This window comes from Pseudomonas sp. UBA6562, assembly GCF_002434265.1.
Taxonomy (GTDB): domain Bacteria; phylum Pseudomonadota; class Gammaproteobacteria; order Pseudomonadales; family Pseudomonadaceae; genus Aquipseudomonas.
In genome coordinates this window covers 298,841-313,312 of sequence record NZ_DJJS01000001.1, presented here as the reverse complement: position 1 = coordinate 313,312, position 14,472 = coordinate 298,841, and the positions used below count along the sequence as shown (strand labels likewise).

Sequence of the window (14,472 nt, the reverse complement as noted above, 5' to 3'; positions counted from 1 at the left end):
ATACTCATACAGTAGCGCTGTGCGGTTTGAAAGGGTCGGCGCATTGCCTCAGCGCCTGTATGCGCTAGGGCAATGCGCCGACTGATCGAATGGAGTGCGCTCATCCGCGACTGAAGGATGGCTTTATAGGCACGAGCGACATTCCATCAGCACTCAACGGCTCAAAAAAACACCGCGCTCTGTAAGGCGCGCTCGAACGCTAATATCTCACTGGTCTGCTTTTGAACCGCCTCCCAGACAACCGGCTCCTGCGTCAAAGCAGCGCTAATATTCGCCTGATATCGAATCAATATATTTTCCAGCTTACTGGCTTCAGCACGGACTGCCTGAATATTTCCTTTGAAAACAGGCAATTGTTTGAGCAATTCGACCTGGTCATTCAAAGCTCTTTTTTTATTATTAAGCTCGAACGAATCCTCAGTCTCTTTACTCAGCGTATCGCGTAACTTCAGGGCGTCATCGTACAAGCTTTTGAGCTTCAATCCGTCCGCCGTAACCTCGAGGCCTTTTCCAAGCGTCTGGATGACCGTATCAATCGCTTTTATGGACAGATTCAGTTTTGCCGCGGGATCAGCGAGCTCGGCCAAACTTGATATAGGCGGTGCAATCTCGGCAAATTTTTTGCCAAGGTTGGTTTTCTTCAAAGACTCGATGGCCTCCTCGATTTCGGCGATTTTTTTCTGCGTTTCTTCAGAAGCCTTTTGGGAGGCCTGAATAAGCGCAGCGTTTCTATCGATTTTTCCTTGCAGATCATTGAGCTGGAGCGACGCATCAAGCGTCGACAGCGATTGCAGAGTGCCGATCTGATCGTGGACAATACTCATTTGCTGGTCAAGCAAACTTGTCACATTCGAGACTTCTTTTAGCACAGCCGTTTTTACCGCTGCTCGGTCGCTACGCAGCAGGGTTTGTATGAGTCCATCCAAGGTAGATGAAGACAACTTGGCTTCCAATTTCTGGGCTGACCCGATCAGGCGCCGCCGGAAAGATTCCAGCCCTTCAACACAGCCTTTTATTTCATCTTCGAAATATGCGAAATCACTGAAGTTATGCTGGCGATAAAATTCCACCCCTTCTTTGAGGGCAGTCGCCATGGGCGCTACATTAAAACCATCATTCTGGCCTGGGAATGCTAGGATTTTATCAGACATAGTATACCTCTGGGGAATTATACGCTTGCTCGAAAATATCGTTCAACTGCTCTGACTTCTTTTCTATACGCACCCACTGCCTTACAAAACCCTGAAAGTAAGTTCGGAAAAGACCTATATCTTCCACGCTTTCGATGTCATCGAGCTTTCCTTTCGAATCCTCGAGGAAGGATTTTATGCCAAGCCATGCGGTGTGGAGCAACCCGGCCGACACGTCGGCATCCCTCAAGTGGAAAACCAACTCCAACAGATTCGTATTCAGCTCCTCAACCGCGCCGTCGATCTTATGAAACTTTGCCAATTCCAGACTCAGCTGGCGCCGCTCTGTCTGATGTTCATTTCGGGTTTTCCGAGTCTGCTCTGCCTGGACCCCAAAAAATATGCCCGATATAATGAAACCAATTACCCCGCCCGCTATACCTTTGAGCGCATCCTGCACTTGCTCTTCATATTGCTTTTGCAACACAGCGATTTTTTTGTCGAGGTCTGCGATTTTAGTTTTGATATCTTCAGTTTTTTGTTCTTTCTGGTAATTTCCAACTGCTGCCTGTTTAGCTTCGGCCTTTTTGATCAGCTCAGTGAATGCATTAGCGAACGTCTCAGTTTTCTTGACAACATCGTCCACTTTCACAAGGTAATCATCAGCCGCCTTCTGCATGATATCGATATAACGGGCGATGGATTTTACTCCTTTTCTCTGATCATCCGTCAACGGAGTCAGCGTAGTGCCGACCTCCGGCGCCGGCAGTTCCCGCCATGGATCCTCATCTTTGTTAGCGAGAATTAAAGCATCGCATTTTTTGATTAAGCTCGTACCACCGTCTATAATATCACCAGCTGCAATTTTCAGCTGAAATGTCAACGTTTTATTGTCCGTCACGATAGGCTGCCATTGAGCACCGTGGTCACGGACTTCTGAAAAGAACTTTGCCAAACTGACTGGCTGAAGTTCTGGCTGGGAAATAGTTGTATAGCCCAACCAAACCTCGACATCCTCTTTGGTAGAGGGCAGCCCCTTCGAGTATTCGTGGTATTTCTTGATACTTAAAATATGCTGTTTGGTGAGCGTGACGCCTCCCTCATTTTCGCCACCGCTATCGATCATTGCATCAAACAACTCGTTAGGCTCTTCAGAGGCTCTCTTCGCCACCTCTGCAAAATCAGGGTCCTTAAGCTTGCTTTCCGCACTCATGCCTTAACTCCTGCAAGGGCCGTTATTGGCCCGACAGGACCACGTTAATTGCAGCCTTCCTTCCATGTCAGCAGGCATAACTTCCCTGAAGGCATCAACCGCATAGTCGTGGAACGACCGTCGGCGATTGGTCACATAACGCGCTGCTATTCTTTCAAACGCTCGACTCCGGCACACGCAGTGTGGGATGGCAGTGGCGTGGATGACGCCCAACGTGGGCATGCACTTTGAGGATGAAAGATTATCGGTACACCAATATTGCTCTCCAGGCAGTTTCCACCCCGAACATGCTCAAGCGTAAGTGCGCGGCTGGAAGCGATTAGGGTCTACCGCAACGACATCGAGCGTGAGCGTTGGTCATACGGGGCTTGGGGGCTGCTCACCCCAGGCCCTTGCTCACCGCTAGTCGTGCAGGGCGCCTGCGTTCCGTGCCTCACCCTTCTAAATGCATTGCTTACAGCGGCTGGATACTTTCGCTAGAATGCCGTGCCTTTCGCCGACCCCCGCCTGAGCTTGCAGTGAATCAACCATCCGACCGTCTTTTCGCCCAACCGCTAGAACAAGTCCCCGACTTCGTCTTCAACGAAGACGTGGTGCAGGTCTTCCCCGACATGATCAAGCGTTCGGTGCCCGGCTACCCGACCATCGTCGAAAACCTTGGCGTGCTGGCTGCTCGTTTCGCCCAGCCGCACACCGCGCTGTACGACCTCGGCGCCTCGCTGGGTGCCGTCAGCCAGGCCTTGCGCCGGCATGTGCGCAGCGAGGGCTGCCGGGTGATTGCGGTGGACAATTCGGCGGCCATGGTCGACCGCTGCCGGCAATACCTGACCGCTCAGGATTCGATGTTCCAGGAACTGTTGCCGGTGCAGGTGCTGGAAGCCGACATCCTTGAGTTGCCCCTGGAACCCGCCTCGGTCGTAGCGATGAACTTCACCCTGCAATTCATCGCCCCGCAACGGCGTCTGGAATTGCTAACACGCATCCATCAAGCGTTGCTCCCGGGCGGTGCGTTGATCCTTTCGGAAAAGCTGCTGATGGCCGACCCGCAGGAGCAGGATCTGCTCAACGAGCTGCACCTGGATTTCAAACGGGCCAATGGCTATAGCGAGCTGGAAATCGCCCAAAAGCGCAGCGCTATCGAACACGTGATGAAACCCGACACCCTGCAAACCCACACCGAGCGTTTACGCGCCGCCGGCTTCTCCAAAGTCGTGCCTTGGTTCCAATGCCTCAATTTCGCTTCGTTGATAGCCCTGCCATGATCGATCTTTCCCCTCTCGTCCAGCGTCTGGCTGGCACGCCCCTACAGCGTTGGGCCAATGGCCTGCAAGCGCAGCTCGACGCCAAGCTGGACAAAGGCCATGGCGACCTCGAACGATGGCGCGGCGCCCTGGCGGCCTTGCCCGCCTTGCAAGCCGCCGACGTCGATCTCGGTAACGGCCTGCGCCTGGACGGCCCTTGCGACGAGGCCACCCGCGCGCAACTGCACGGTGCGCTGATGGGCTTGTCGCCCTGGCGCAAAGGCCCTTTCGAGCTGTTCGGCGTGCACGTCGACACCGAATGGCGTTCGGACTGGAAATGGGCACGCATCGCCCCGCACCTGGACCTGGCCGGCAAGCGGGTGCTGGATGTGGGCTGCGGCAACGGCTACTACCAGTGGCGCATGCTCGGCGCCGGTGCGCAGACGGTGGTCGGCGTCGATCCCAACTGGCTGTTCTTCTGCCAATTCCAGGCCATGCAGCGTTACCTGCCCGAGCATGCCGCCTGGCATCTGCCCTTCGCTCTGGAAGAGCTGCCCGCACAGCTCGAGGGGTTCGACACGGTGTTCTCCATGGGCGTGTTCTATCACCGCCGCTCGCCTATCGAGCACCTGCTGGCGCTCAAGGACTGCCTGGTCAAAGGCGGCGAATTGGTGCTGGAAACGTTGGTCGTCGAAGGCGACGAGCAGCAGATGCTGGTCCCCGAGGACCGCTACGCGCAGATGCGCAACGTCTGGTTCCTGCCGTCGGTGCCGGCCCTGGAGCGCCTACTGCGCCGGGCCGGCTTCAGCGACGTGCGCTGCGTGGACGTGAGCGTCACCAGCGTCGAAGAGCAGCGCAGCACCGACTGGATGCGTTACCAGTCCTTGAACGATTTCCTCGACCCAAACGACCACACCCGTACCGTCGAAGGCTTGCCGGCGCCACGCCGTGCGACTCTGCTGGCACGCAAGTAGCGCCCCTCACGCGGCGGGCGCCTTGAGGGTCTTCTTCGGGTAGATGTCGTAGCGGCTCGATTTGCCGTCGATGCTGTGGCTGGGCTTGGCCCCCTCGATGATCGGCGCCTTGCGCGGGCGCTTGACCACCACCCGGTGGGTGGCCAGGGCCAAAGCGGCGGCCAGGAGCGCCGGCGCATCTTGATCGTCGCCCACCAAGGGCCGGAACACACGCATCTCCTTCTTCACCAGCGCGCTCTTGTCGCGGTGCGGAAACATCGGGTCGAGGTAGATCACCTGCGGCGCTTCGCCCTGCCAGTCGCGCAGGTGCTCGATGGCGTTGCCGGTCAGCAGGCGCATGCGCTCCACGATAGGGGCGACTTCGGCGTCCAGCCGGGCCCGGGCCAAGCCGTCTTCGAGCAGGGCGGCGATCAGTGGCTGGCGTTCGATGAGGGTCATCTCGCAGCCCAGGCTGGCCAACACGAAAGCGTCCTTGCCCAAACCAGCAGTGGCGTCGAGCACACGCGGCCGGATGCCTTGAGCGACGCCGACGGCCTTGGCGATCATCTGCCCGCTGCCACCGCCGAACAGGCGCCGATGCGCGGCTTGCCCCTCGACGAAATCGACCCGTACCGCTCCCGGGGCGTCCGGCCCCAACTGCTGGATCTGCAAGCCGTCGCCGCCCACTTGTACGGCGAAGCCTGCCTGCTCGTCGTGCAACGGCAACCCCAGTCGCTGCGCCCAGGTCTCGGCTTGGACCTGAAACGGCGCGGCCAGGGCCTCGACGCGGATTGCTGTGCTGTGCTCTTGCTCGACCATGACCCACTACCCAAAAAATTAATGAAACCTCGGCCGTGGCCGATAGATGCTATATCGCCCATTGTGCCAGAGCGTCCCGCCCGCGACCGCCATGACTGACTCCCTTCCCATCGGCCTGACTTACCTGTCCCCTGTCGGCCACTATGGCCAGCAGAACACCCAGGCCCTGGGCGGCGTCAGTCAGTTGTGGCAGGACTTCTTCGCCAGCGCCATGGCCGAGCAGCAGGCAGTGCCGGTCGATGCCTTTAGTGAGTCGCTGGTGCGGTACGATCCGAACAGCGGCGAGCCCTTGGGCGGCGCGCGCGCCCTGGAACTGATCGACGCACAGCGCGCCTGCACCGTGCAGGACCACACCGTCGAGCCACCCGAGCCGTTGTTCCTGCCCAAGGCCGAACTGGAAGCCGCGCTGCTGCCACCGGCACCCGAGCCTTTCGGCGCAGCCGAGCTGATCGCCCAGCAACGCGATCTGGACCTGAACAACAGCTGGCTGCGACCCGTCGTGATGAGCCAGGGTCAGGTCCTTGCCGAACCAGGGCCAGGCCCCTCGCCACGCCCCCTGCACCTGCCCATCGCCGAATTCGAACTGGACTTGCTGGAACCGGCCGCCGAGCCTTTCAGTAAATCGGCCTTGGCCGAACAGGAACAGGCACTGGCCTTCGACCTGCACTGGGCACGCCCCGTGGTGCTGAACAACGTGCGCGCCTACGCCTGATTCAGCGGCAGGCTTGCCACAGGCCCATGTCCAGATGGAAGTGGTTGGCGTGGGCGGCATTGTACTCAGGCCCCAGCACCGTGTTGAACGCCTTGCACGCCGCTCGCTGGACCTCGCGCAGGAACTGGGCGTCACGCCCCTCCTTCTTCCAATCTCGAGCCAGCACGATGCGCCGTCCGTCTTGCAGGCGGAAGCCGCTGATGTCCAGGGCGTTGGCAGTGGCGTGCTGGCTCAGGCGCCCCTGCTTGCGGTGATAGACATTGCGGCAGGCGAAGCTGCCGAGGTGGTCGACCTGCGCCACGGGCTGGCCATAGAGCCGTTGCGCGGTCGGTTGCAACCCGTTGCGTTCGAACAACGCGTAGGCCACGGCCAAAGGACAGGTGGCCAGAAAGCTGCTGCTCAGGCGCGCCTGCCCGGCCTCGATGCGCCAGACGTTGCGCAGCGGGCAGTTGGCGGTTTCGGGGCTGTCGTCTTGGGCGCGGTAGCGCAGCTGTGACGTTTCCAAGGCCTGGCGGCACAACGCCGGATCGTCGCGCAGGCGCGACAGCTTGTACGCGGTCAATGCGTTGGGCGGTTGCCGCACGTCCAGCACCGCCCACGGGTTCCAGGCGTCCGGGGGGCGCCAGCCCAGGTGCCAGGCTTGCCCGGCGGCCAGCAACAGGACGAACAGCACACTCCCAAATACGCGCATGAAGGGTCGCTCAAAGCAGGCCGAGTTGTTCGGCCTCGGGCGCTCGAGGAATCGTCGCCAGTGGCGCAAGCCCCGGCAGGCGTTCGCTCAGGCGTTCGTAGAAACGCATTGCCAAGGCCGCCGCCAGGTGGTTGTCGGCGGTGTGGAGGAACACGTAAGGGTGCTTGCCCTCTTCGATCCAACCCGCGACCTTGTCGATCCACGGCGTCATGAACGGCTCGTTCTCGGCCAACTGCGGATGGCCGATGAAGCGCACCTGCGGGTGGTCGGTGAAGGCCGCCGGTCGTAGCGGCACGCGCGGCTTCTTGGCCTGCGCTTCCAGCACCGAAGGCGCGGTGGACGTGCAACTGAACAGCGCCCTGGGATCGAGGCAGATACGCTCCACGCCCAACCCATGCAGCATGCGGTTCAGCTGTCGCTCTTCGGTGCCGCGGGCGAAGAACGCTTGATGGCGCACCTCCACTGCAACGGTCACGCCGATTTCGCGCAGGAAATGCTCCAGTTCGACCAGCCGGTGCGGCCCGAAGCTGGCCGGGAGTTGCAGCCAGTAGGGCGACACGCGTTGCCCCAACGGCGCCAACAGCCGTACGAAATCCGCAGCCGATTCCACGTTGTCGCGCAGGTCGCCTTCATGGCTGACTTCGCGGGGAAATTTGGCGGTGAAGCGAAAGTCTTCGGGCATGATCTGTGCCCAGCGTTCGAGGGTCTTGGGCGAAGGACGCGCATAGAAGGTGGTGTTGCCCTCCACGGCGTTGAAGACGTGGGCGTAGTGGCCAAGAAACTCGGCTGGCTTGGCGTCGTCCGGATAGAAATAGTCGCGCCAGGTGCTGTCGGCCCATGATGGGCAACCCAAATGGTAGGGCATGGCAGGCACGGTCATGGCTCAGATGTACAGGTCAAGCCCGAGCACATCCATGTCCCATTCGCTGCTGTAACCTGCGGTAGCCAGGTAGCTGGCCAGCGCGCTCGCGGTGCGCCGATCGCGGGCACGGGGAAAGATGAGATCTTGCTGACGAGCAGGCAGGCCGCCACGGCGCTGGCCCTTGGCCAGAGCAACCAGATCGGCCTCTTCGAAGGTATCGGCCTCTTCCACACTGTCGTCGGCCACGGGCGCCTTGCGCGGCGGCAAGCGCTTGACCGGGTAGGACTGTGGGGAAAAACCGTCGATACGCATAGCGGCAGACTCGGAGGCAGTAATGGCAATCTAACAGTAATTACGCGGATAGCGTTACTGCCTGACTGATAACTGGACCACAGGTAGTAGAGAAGGTTTAACACGACGGCCGGAAGCCGACGGGCGCCCCTCTTCACCCCTGGCTCACCGCGCCTTGGGCGTCGCCACGTTGTCGCGCAGGTAGACAGGTTGCGCCTGGTCGGCTGCGACCGCTTCGCCGCGTGCCCAAGCAAAACGGGCCAAGGCCAGAATGTCTTGTGCGGTGGGCAACAGCTGGGCGTCGGCCTGCTCGACGGTGGCGGCCAAGCGCTCGCCATAGCCCCAGCCGGTACCAGCACCGAACCATGTCGTATCGGCAGCCTGCGGCAACGCCACCTGTTCGGGCGGCAACACCGCCTCATGCCCCAACAAGCGCATCTCGCCTTGCTCGGCCCGATAGCAGCCCCAGTAGACCTCGTCCATCCGCGCATCGATGGCCGCCGCCACCTGCTGCACACCACGGGCGCGCAACGCACCCTGGGCCAACGCGGCCAGGTTGGAGACCGGCAGCACCGGCCGCTCGAGGGCGAAACCCAGGCCCTGGACCACGCCGATGGCGATCCGCACGCCGGTGAAAGCGCCCGGGCCACGGCCGAAGGCAATGGCATCCAGGGCGCTCAAGGGCAGGCCGGCTTCGGCCAGGATCTGCTTGATCATCGGTAGCAGCTTCTGCGCATGCTGGCGCGGAATGACCTCATGGTGGCTGGTGACCTCGCCCGCATGCAGCAGCGCGACGGAACAGGCTTCGGTGGCGGTATCCAGGGCCAGCAGGGTGGTCATCGAACGGGGTATCCAGGCAAGGGAAAAGGGGCAGCAGTATAAACGACAACGGCCCGCAAGCGGGCCGTGGCGAGACGCGAGGTGTGCTTAGCTCAACGCGGCCAGCACCTTGTCGGTGATCGCCTGGACCGAGCCCACACCTTCGATGTGGCTGCACTTGGGCTTGCCGTTCTGGGCGGACAGTGCCTGGTAGAACGCTACCAGCGGCTTGGTCTGGGTGTGGTAGACCGATAGGCGATTGCGCACGGTCTCTTCGAGGTCGTCCTCGCGCTGGATCAGGTCTTCGCCGGTGGCGTCGTCCTTGCCTTCGACTTTCGGCGGGTTGTACTGGATGTGGTAGGTGCGGCCCGAAGCCAGGTGCACGCGGCGGCCGGCCATGCGGCCAACGATTTCTTCGTCGTCGACGGCGATCTCGAGCACGTGGTCGATTTCGACACCCGCGTCGCGCATCGCTTCAGCCTGGGGAATGGTGCGCGGGAAGCCGTCGAACAGGCAGCCGTTGGCGCAGTCGGGCTGGGTCAGGCGTTCTTTCACCAGGTTGATGATCAGTTCGTCGGAAACCAGGTCGCCGGCGTCCATGACCTTCTTCAGTTCCAGGCCCAGTGGCGTGCCGGCCTTGACCGCAGCACGCAACATGTCGCCGGTGGAGATCTGTGGAATACCGAACTTTTCGGTGATGAACTTTGCCTGAGTACCTTTGCCGGCCCCGGGAGCTCCCAGCAGAATTACGCGCATCTCGTGCTCCTCATAATTTTTATGTAAATCAATGGATTCGGCTGAACGGGCCAACTCCGGAAAAACGGTCTCGACCGCAAAAGCGGTCAAAAGGCTGCTCAAGATACACAGCGCCCGGCAGCCAGACAAGCATCCCAAAGTGGCAGGAATACGCCCCTTGCGACCTTGGGTCGCAGGGGTTGCGACCGGCGCAACCCCTTGTTCCCTCCCTGCTCGGAGCACCCGTGTAGCACAGGTCGGGTGACTGCCGGGTCAGCTCAACCGGTGTTGCGCAAACCGGCGGCGATCCCCGCCACGGTGACCAGCAGCGCCTGTTCCAATGGGCTGTCCAGCGCCGCTTCGCGGCCTCGGGTGCGCGCCAGCAGCTCGGCTTGCAGCCGGTGCAGCGGGTCGAGGTAGGTGTTGCGCAGACGGATGAACTCCAGAGTCTCCGGGCTGTGGGCCAGTAGCACCGGCTGCCCGGTCAGGCCCAGCACCACCTGGCACGACTGCGACAATAGGTCGCGCAGATGAGCCCCCAGCGGCAACAGATGCGGTTGCACCAGACGTTGGTCGTAGGCTTCGGCGATTTGCGCATCGGCCTTGGCCAAGACCATCTCCAGCATGTCGATGCGGGTGCGGAAGAACGGCCATTGCTCGCGCATCTGCGCCAACAGCTCGCCCTGCCCGCGTGCCAATGCGTTGCTCAGCGCGGTTTCCCAACCAAGCCAGGCCGGCAACATCAGCCGCGTCTGGGTCCAGCCGAAAATCCACGGAATCGCACGCAGGCTCTCGATGCCTCCGGCGCGGCGCTTGGCCGGCCGGCTGCCCAGCGGCAGGCGACCCAGCTCCTGTTCGGGGGTCGACTGACGGAAGTATTCGACGAAGTCGGCATGTTCTCGCACTACCCCGCGGTAGGCCGCCACGCCGTCGGCCGCCAGCTGGTCCATGACCTCGCGCCAGGCCGGTTGCGGCAGCGGTGGCGGTAGCAAGGTCGCTTCCAGCACTGCGGCCAAGTAGAGGTTGAGGTTCTGCTCGGCGATGCCCGGCAGGCCAAACTTGAAGCGGATCATCTCGCCCTGTTCGGTGGTGCGGAAGCGTCCGGCCACCGAACCTGGCGGCTGCGACAGGATGGCCGCGTGCGCCGGGCCGCCGCCACGCCCTACCGTGCCGCCGCGACCGTGGAACAGGAGCAGCTCCACGCCATGCGCCTTGCAGATGTCCACCAGGCTTTCCTGGGCCCGGTACTGCGCCCAGGCTGCGGCTGTGGTGCCGGCGTCCTTGGCCGAGTCCGAGTAACCGATCATCACCTCCTGCGGGCCTTGCAGGCCGGCGCGGTAGCCCGGCAGTTGCAACAACTGCTCGATCACCGGCCCGGCGTGGTCCAGGTCGGCCAGGGTCTCGAACAGTGGCACCACGCGCATGGCACGGGTCAGCCCGGCTTCCTTGAGCAGCAGCTGCACGGCCAGCACATCGGACGCCGCGCCGGCCATGGAGATCACGTAGGAGCCGAGCGATGCCGCCGGTGCCGCCGCCACCTCACGGCAAGTCGCGAGCACTTCGGCAGTGTCGTCCTCGGCGCGGAAATGCGCCGGCAGCAAGGGCCGCGGATTGGCCAATTCGGTTTGCAGAAACTCTACGCGCTGGGTTTCGTCCCACTCGGCGTAGTCGCCCACGCCCAGGTAGCGGGTGATTTCGGCCAGCGCATCGCGGTGCCGCGCGGCGTCCTGGCGCACGTCCAGACGCACCAGGAACAGACCGAAGGTCACCGCCCGGCGCAAGCAGTCGAGCAGTGGGCCGTCGGCGATCACGCCCATGCCGCAGGCATGCAGCGAGTCGTGGCACAGACGCAGGGGCGCGATCAGGTCGTGGTTGTCGACCAGCACGTCGGCCGTGGCAGCGTGCGGGCCGCTCAACGAGGCCTGAGCCCAGGCGCGGGTGGCGCGCAGGCGTTCGCGCAATTGCTTGAGCAGGGCGCGGTACGGCTCGCGACTGTCACCGACCTGCTCGCGCAGCGCAGTGCTGGCGGCCTGCATGGACAGCTCGGCGGCCAGGGCGTCGATGTCGCGCAGGAAGAGGTCGGCGGCCATCCAGCGCGCCAGCAGCAGCACCTCACGGGTAATCGGCGCGGTGACGTTGGGGTTGCCGTCGCGGTCGCCGCCCATCCACGAGGCGAAGCGAATCGGCGCCGCGTCCAGCGCCAAGCGTTGGCCGGTGGCGGCGAGCAGCGCCTGGTCGACCTGGCGCAGGTGGTTGGGAATGGCCTGCCACAGCGAATGTTCGATGACGGCGAAGCCCCATTTGGCCTCGTCCACCGGGGTGGGCCGGCTGCGGCGTATCTCCTCGGTGTGCCAGGCCTCGGCGATCAGCCGTTGCAGGCGTGTGCGCACCTGCTGGCGCTCGGCGTCGGTGAGGTCGCGGTGGTCCTGCACGGCCAATTGCGCGGCGATGGCGTCGTATTTCTGGATCAGCGTGCGGCGCGCCACTTCGGTGGGGTGGGCGGTGAGCACCAGTTCGATGTCCAGCGTGCCCAACTGCGTGGCCAGCGCTTGAGGTTCATGGCCGGCGGCCTTGAGTCGTTCGAGCAGTTCGGGCAGCACCCGCGACTCGAAGGGTGTCGGCTGGTCGTCGCCACGGCGGTGGATCAGTTGGTACTGCTCGGCGATGTTGGCCAGGTTGAGGAACTGGTTGAACGCTCTCGCCACCGGCAACAGTTCGTCATCCTCGAGCGCATCGAGGGTCGCGCTCAATTGCTGGTCGGCGCCGCCGCGGTCGGCCTTGGCGCTGTGGCGGATGGCTTCGATCTTGCGCAAAAAATCGTCGCCGTGCTGCTGGCGAATCGTTTCACCCAGCAGTTCTCCCAACACATGGACATCTTCACGCAGGCGCACATCGATATCGGTCATCGGCCTTTCTCCGGTCCTGGAAACAGCTCGTGACCAAGAGTGCCCACGCGGGCTGCGCCAAGGCAAGCGCAACTAACCCGTGCCGGTGCCTCTCTGAAACAGTGTCATGCCCAAACCCTGGAGGTGATCATGAAAATCCGCGAATTGGCCCAGCATTGGGAACACACTGCCAAAGGCTCGCTGAGCCCGACCGGTCATGTCCTGCACCTGGATCCGGAAGCCGAAGCGCGCCTGGCCGCACTGGTGGAGATGTATCCCAAGCGTATGGCTCAAGAGCTTTTAGGCGAGTTGGTCGGCGCGGCCCTGGAAGAGCTGGAGGCAAGCTTTCCTTATGTGAAAGGCACGCAGGTGATCGCGACGGACGAAGAAGGCGATCCGCTGTATGAGGACGTGGGCGCCACGCCCCGGTTTCTGGCGCTGGCGCGTGAGCATTTGCACCGCCCTGATGAGCCAGAGCCCAGATAAGCGCGGTAATGGCTGCAGAGGTCGAGGGCGAGCGGAGACCGGACGGTGCCGGCTTGCAAAGAGCTCAGGCGGGCCTCGTATGGGGCCGCTTTGCGGCCCATCGCGGCTGAAGCCGCTCCTACAGTTGGGGCACCTGCCAGAGCCCTTTCCATAGTGGTTAGTTCCATGAAAAACGCCTGACCAATCAGTCAGCTAAAAAGATCGTTAGCGCACGAATTTATCGGAACTATTCAAAAAACGGCCCGGTCACACCCAGTAGCCATCACGGCAGAACCCTGTAAACACGGGCGTTGCGGCGCTCGATACGACCAGGGAAACAGCGATAGATCCGTCGGACATCGTCGTTATCAGGAGTGACCAATGGAGTTGACCACCATGAAGACCCGCATCGCAAAATCCTCTTCCTTCAACGTGCGCGGGCTCAAGCTGGCAGCACTGGCCCTGGGCAGCAGCCTGGTTCTGGCCGGTTGCGCTGGCAAGCCCCCGACCGAGCAGTATGCCGTGACCCAGTCGGCGGTGAACTCTGCGGTCAGCGCTGGCGGCACCGAGTTCGCGGCAGTGGAAATGAAAGCTGCCCAGGACAAGTTCAAGAAAGCCGAAATCGCCATGCACGACAAGAAGTACGAAGACGCCAAAGTCCTCGCCGAGCAGGCCGAATGGGACGCCCGCGTAGCCGAGCGCAAGGCTCAGGCCGCCAAAGCCCAGAAAGCCGTACAGGACGCTCGCCAAGGGGTCCAGGACGTACGTGAAGAAGGTCTGCGCGCCGCCGAATAAGCGTCGCCCCACCCTCTCCAGACTTCGTTAACGATCAAAGGAAGAACACAATGCGCAAACACGTCATGATCCCTGCCCTTCTGGCCCTGAGCGTCGGTCTTGCAGCTTGCTCGCACGATCCGAACCCTAACCTGGAATCGGCCCGCACCAACTTCTCGGCCCTGCAGAGCGATCCGCAGTCGAGCAAAGTCGCCGCCCTGGAAACCAAGGACGCGCAAGACTTCCTGAACAAGGCCGACAAAGCCTACCTGGACCGCGAAGACGACAAGAAAGTCGACCAGTTGGCCTACCTGACCAACCAGCGCGTCGAAGTCGCCAAGCAGACCATCGCCCTGCGCACCGCCGAAGGCGAGCTGAAAGGCGCTGCCGCCGAGCGCGCCAAAGCCCGTCTGGACGCCCGTGACGCACAGATCAAGAAACTGCAGAACGAGCTGAACGCCAAGCAGACCGACCGTGGCACCCTGGTGACCTTCGGCGACGTGCTGTTCGACTTCAACAAGGCCCAGCTCAAGCCTAGCGCCCTGCCGAACATCACCAAGCTGGCTCAGTTCCTGTCCGAGAACCCAGAACGCAAAGTGATCGTCGAAGGCTACACCGACAGCGTCGGCTCGCAGAGCTACAACCTGTCGCTGTCCGACCGCCGTGCCGGCGCCGTCAGCACTGCCCTGGTGCGTGCCGGTGTCGACCCATCGCGCATCGTCTCGCAAGGCTATGGCAAGGAATACCCGATCGCCGACAACTCCAGCAACTCGGGCCGTGCCCAGAACCGTCGCGTGGAAGTCACCATTTCCAACGACAATCAGCCAGTGAAAGCGCGTTCCACCATGCGCTAAGCCCTACGGCTGAAAATAAAAACCCTGC

Annotated in this window: 15 protein-coding genes; 6 read left to right on the top strand and 9 right to left on the bottom strand. The window is 61.9% G+C overall.

The genetic code is table 11. From position 1 onward, the window contains the following. Positions 1-161 precede the first annotated feature (161 nt). Both B4M43_RS01455 and B4M43_RS01450 read right to left on the bottom strand, forming a co-directional pair. Positions 162-1,151, bottom strand: a complete 990-nt coding sequence (locus B4M43_RS01455; protein WP_296263431.1) for an alpha-xenorhabdolysin family binary toxin subunit B — start codon at positions 1,149-1,151, stop codon at positions 162-164. After that, entirely contained in the window at positions 1,144-2,343 is a 1,200-nt protein-coding gene (locus tag B4M43_RS01450; RefSeq protein WP_296263429.1) for an alpha-xenorhabdolysin family binary toxin subunit A, read from the bottom strand. The genes B4M43_RS01455 and B4M43_RS01450 overlap by 8 nt, the downstream gene beginning before the upstream one ends. A 518-nt stretch (positions 2,344-2,861) precedes the next feature. On the opposite strand from B4M43_RS01450, the gene cmoA reads away from it, so the two are divergent. Continuing rightward, positions 2,862-3,605 (top strand): carboxy-S-adenosyl-L-methionine synthase CmoA, encoded by a 744-nt coding sequence (gene cmoA / locus B4M43_RS01445; RefSeq protein WP_296263427.1) that lies wholly within the window; start codon positions 2,862-2,864, stop codon positions 3,603-3,605. Then, positions 3,602-4,558, top strand: a complete 957-nt coding sequence (gene cmoB, locus B4M43_RS01440) for a tRNA 5-methoxyuridine(34)/uridine 5-oxyacetic acid(34) synthase CmoB (protein WP_296263425.1) — start codon at positions 3,602-3,604, stop codon at positions 4,556-4,558. The genes cmoA and cmoB overlap by 4 nt, the downstream gene beginning before the upstream one ends. A 6-nt stretch (positions 4,559-4,564) precedes the next feature. Here the strand turns inward: cmoB and B4M43_RS01435 are convergent, their stop codons facing one another. After that, on the bottom strand, positions 4,565-5,356 hold the full coding sequence (locus B4M43_RS01435) for a class I SAM-dependent methyltransferase (RefSeq protein ID WP_296263423.1): 792 nt from the start codon (positions 5,354-5,356) through the stop codon (positions 4,565-4,567). 91 nt (positions 5,357-5,447) lie between these two features. Between B4M43_RS01435 and B4M43_RS01430 the strand changes: the two genes are divergently transcribed. Further along, positions 5,448-6,068, top strand: a complete 621-nt coding sequence (locus tag B4M43_RS01430) for an energy transducer TonB (RefSeq protein WP_296263421.1) — start codon at positions 5,448-5,450, stop codon at positions 6,066-6,068. A gap of 1 nt (position 6,069) precedes the next feature. On the opposite strand, the gene B4M43_RS01425 is transcribed toward B4M43_RS01430, so the two are convergent. From B4M43_RS01425 to ppc, 6 genes are all read right to left on the bottom strand, one after another. Beyond that, positions 6,070-6,759, bottom strand: coding sequence for an extensin family protein (locus tag B4M43_RS01425; protein WP_296263419.1), 690 nt, complete (start codon positions 6,757-6,759; stop codon positions 6,070-6,072). A 10-nt stretch (positions 6,760-6,769) separates the two neighbouring features. Continuing rightward, on the bottom strand, positions 6,770-7,639 hold the full coding sequence (locus B4M43_RS01420; protein WP_296263418.1) for a DUF72 domain-containing protein: 870 nt from the start codon (positions 7,637-7,639) through the stop codon (positions 6,770-6,772). Positions 7,640-7,642: 3 nt separating this feature from the next. Next, positions 7,643-7,933 carry a hypothetical protein gene (locus B4M43_RS01415; protein WP_296263416.1) on the bottom strand — a complete coding sequence of 97 codons (291 nt, stop codon included), beginning with the start codon at positions 7,931-7,933 and terminating at the stop codon, positions 7,643-7,645. A 144-nt stretch (positions 7,934-8,077) separates the two neighbouring features. Beyond that, positions 8,078-8,752 carry a tRNA (adenosine(37)-N6)-threonylcarbamoyltransferase complex dimerization subunit type 1 TsaB gene (tsaB, locus tag B4M43_RS01410; RefSeq protein WP_296263414.1) on the bottom strand — a complete coding sequence of 225 codons (675 nt, stop codon included), beginning with the start codon at positions 8,750-8,752 and terminating at the stop codon, positions 8,078-8,080. Positions 8,753-8,839: 87 nt separating this feature from the next. Next, complete coding sequence (adk, locus tag B4M43_RS01405; RefSeq protein ID WP_296263413.1) at positions 8,840-9,487, bottom strand: adenylate kinase; 648 nt, start codon at positions 9,485-9,487, stop codon at positions 8,840-8,842. A gap of 257 nt (positions 9,488-9,744) precedes the next feature. Further along, positions 9,745-12,372, bottom strand: a complete 2,628-nt coding sequence (ppc, locus tag B4M43_RS01400; RefSeq protein ID WP_296263411.1) for a phosphoenolpyruvate carboxylase — start codon at positions 12,370-12,372, stop codon at positions 9,745-9,747. Positions 12,373-12,501: 129 nt separating this feature from the next. On the opposite strand from ppc, the gene B4M43_RS01395 reads away from it, so the two are divergent. The 3 genes from B4M43_RS01395 (at position 12,502) to B4M43_RS01385 (ending at position 14,444) form a co-directional block, all read left to right on the top strand. After that, a complete protein-coding gene (locus B4M43_RS01395) occupies positions 12,502-12,837 on the top strand; it encodes a pilin assembly protein (protein WP_296263409.1) in 336 nt (111 codons plus the stop codon). Positions 12,838-13,197: 360 nt separating this feature from the next. Further along, positions 13,198-13,611, top strand: coding sequence for a DUF4398 domain-containing protein (locus B4M43_RS01390; RefSeq protein WP_296263407.1), 414 nt, complete (start codon positions 13,198-13,200; stop codon positions 13,609-13,611). A gap of 50 nt (positions 13,612-13,661) precedes the next feature. After that, complete coding sequence (locus B4M43_RS01385; RefSeq protein ID WP_296263405.1) at positions 13,662-14,444, top strand: OmpA family protein; 783 nt, start codon at positions 13,662-13,664, stop codon at positions 14,442-14,444. Positions 14,445-14,472: the final 28 nt, after the last annotated feature.

Bases quoted from the DNA above. Each gene is read 5' to 3' on its own strand.
- B4M43_RS01455 (WP_296263431.1), bottom strand. From the start codon at position 1,151: ATGTCTGATAAAATCCTAGCATTCCCAGGCCAGAATGATGGTTTTAAT.
- B4M43_RS01450 (WP_296263429.1), bottom strand. From the start codon at position 2,343: ATGAGTGCGGAAAGCAAGCTTAAGGACCCTGATTTTGCAGAGGTGGCG.
- B4M43_RS01435 (WP_296263423.1), bottom strand. From the start codon at position 5,356: ATGGTCGAGCAAGAGCACAGCACAGCAATCCGCGTCGAGGCCCTGGCC.
- ppc (WP_296263411.1), bottom strand. From the start codon at position 12,372: ATGACCGATATCGATGTGCGCCTGCGTGAAGATGTCCATGTGTTGGGA.
- adk (WP_296263413.1), bottom strand. From the start codon at position 9,487: ATGCGCGTAATTCTGCTGGGAGCTCCCGGGGCCGGCAAAGGTACTCAG.
- B4M43_RS01415 (WP_296263416.1), bottom strand. From the start codon at position 7,933: ATGCGTATCGACGGTTTTTCCCCACAGTCCTACCCGGTCAAGCGCTTG.
- B4M43_RS01390 (WP_296263407.1), top strand. From the start codon at position 13,198: ATGGAGTTGACCACCATGAAGACCCGCATCGCAAAATCCTCTTCCTTC.
- B4M43_RS01430 (WP_296263421.1), top strand. From the start codon at position 5,448: ATGACTGACTCCCTTCCCATCGGCCTGACTTACCTGTCCCCTGTCGGC.
- B4M43_RS01420 (WP_296263418.1), bottom strand. From the start codon at position 7,639: ATGACCGTGCCTGCCATGCCCTACCATTTGGGTTGCCCATCATGGGCC.
- cmoB (WP_296263425.1), top strand. From the start codon at position 3,602: ATGATCGATCTTTCCCCTCTCGTCCAGCGTCTGGCTGGCACGCCCCTA.
- tsaB (WP_296263414.1), bottom strand. From the start codon at position 8,752: ATGACCACCCTGCTGGCCCTGGATACCGCCACCGAAGCCTGTTCCGTC.
- B4M43_RS01385 (WP_296263405.1), top strand. From the start codon at position 13,662: ATGCGCAAACACGTCATGATCCCTGCCCTTCTGGCCCTGAGCGTCGGT.
- B4M43_RS01425 (WP_296263419.1), bottom strand. From the start codon at position 6,759: ATGCGCGTATTTGGGAGTGTGCTGTTCGTCCTGTTGCTGGCCGCCGGG.
- B4M43_RS01395 (WP_296263409.1), top strand. From the start codon at position 12,502: ATGAAAATCCGCGAATTGGCCCAGCATTGGGAACACACTGCCAAAGGC.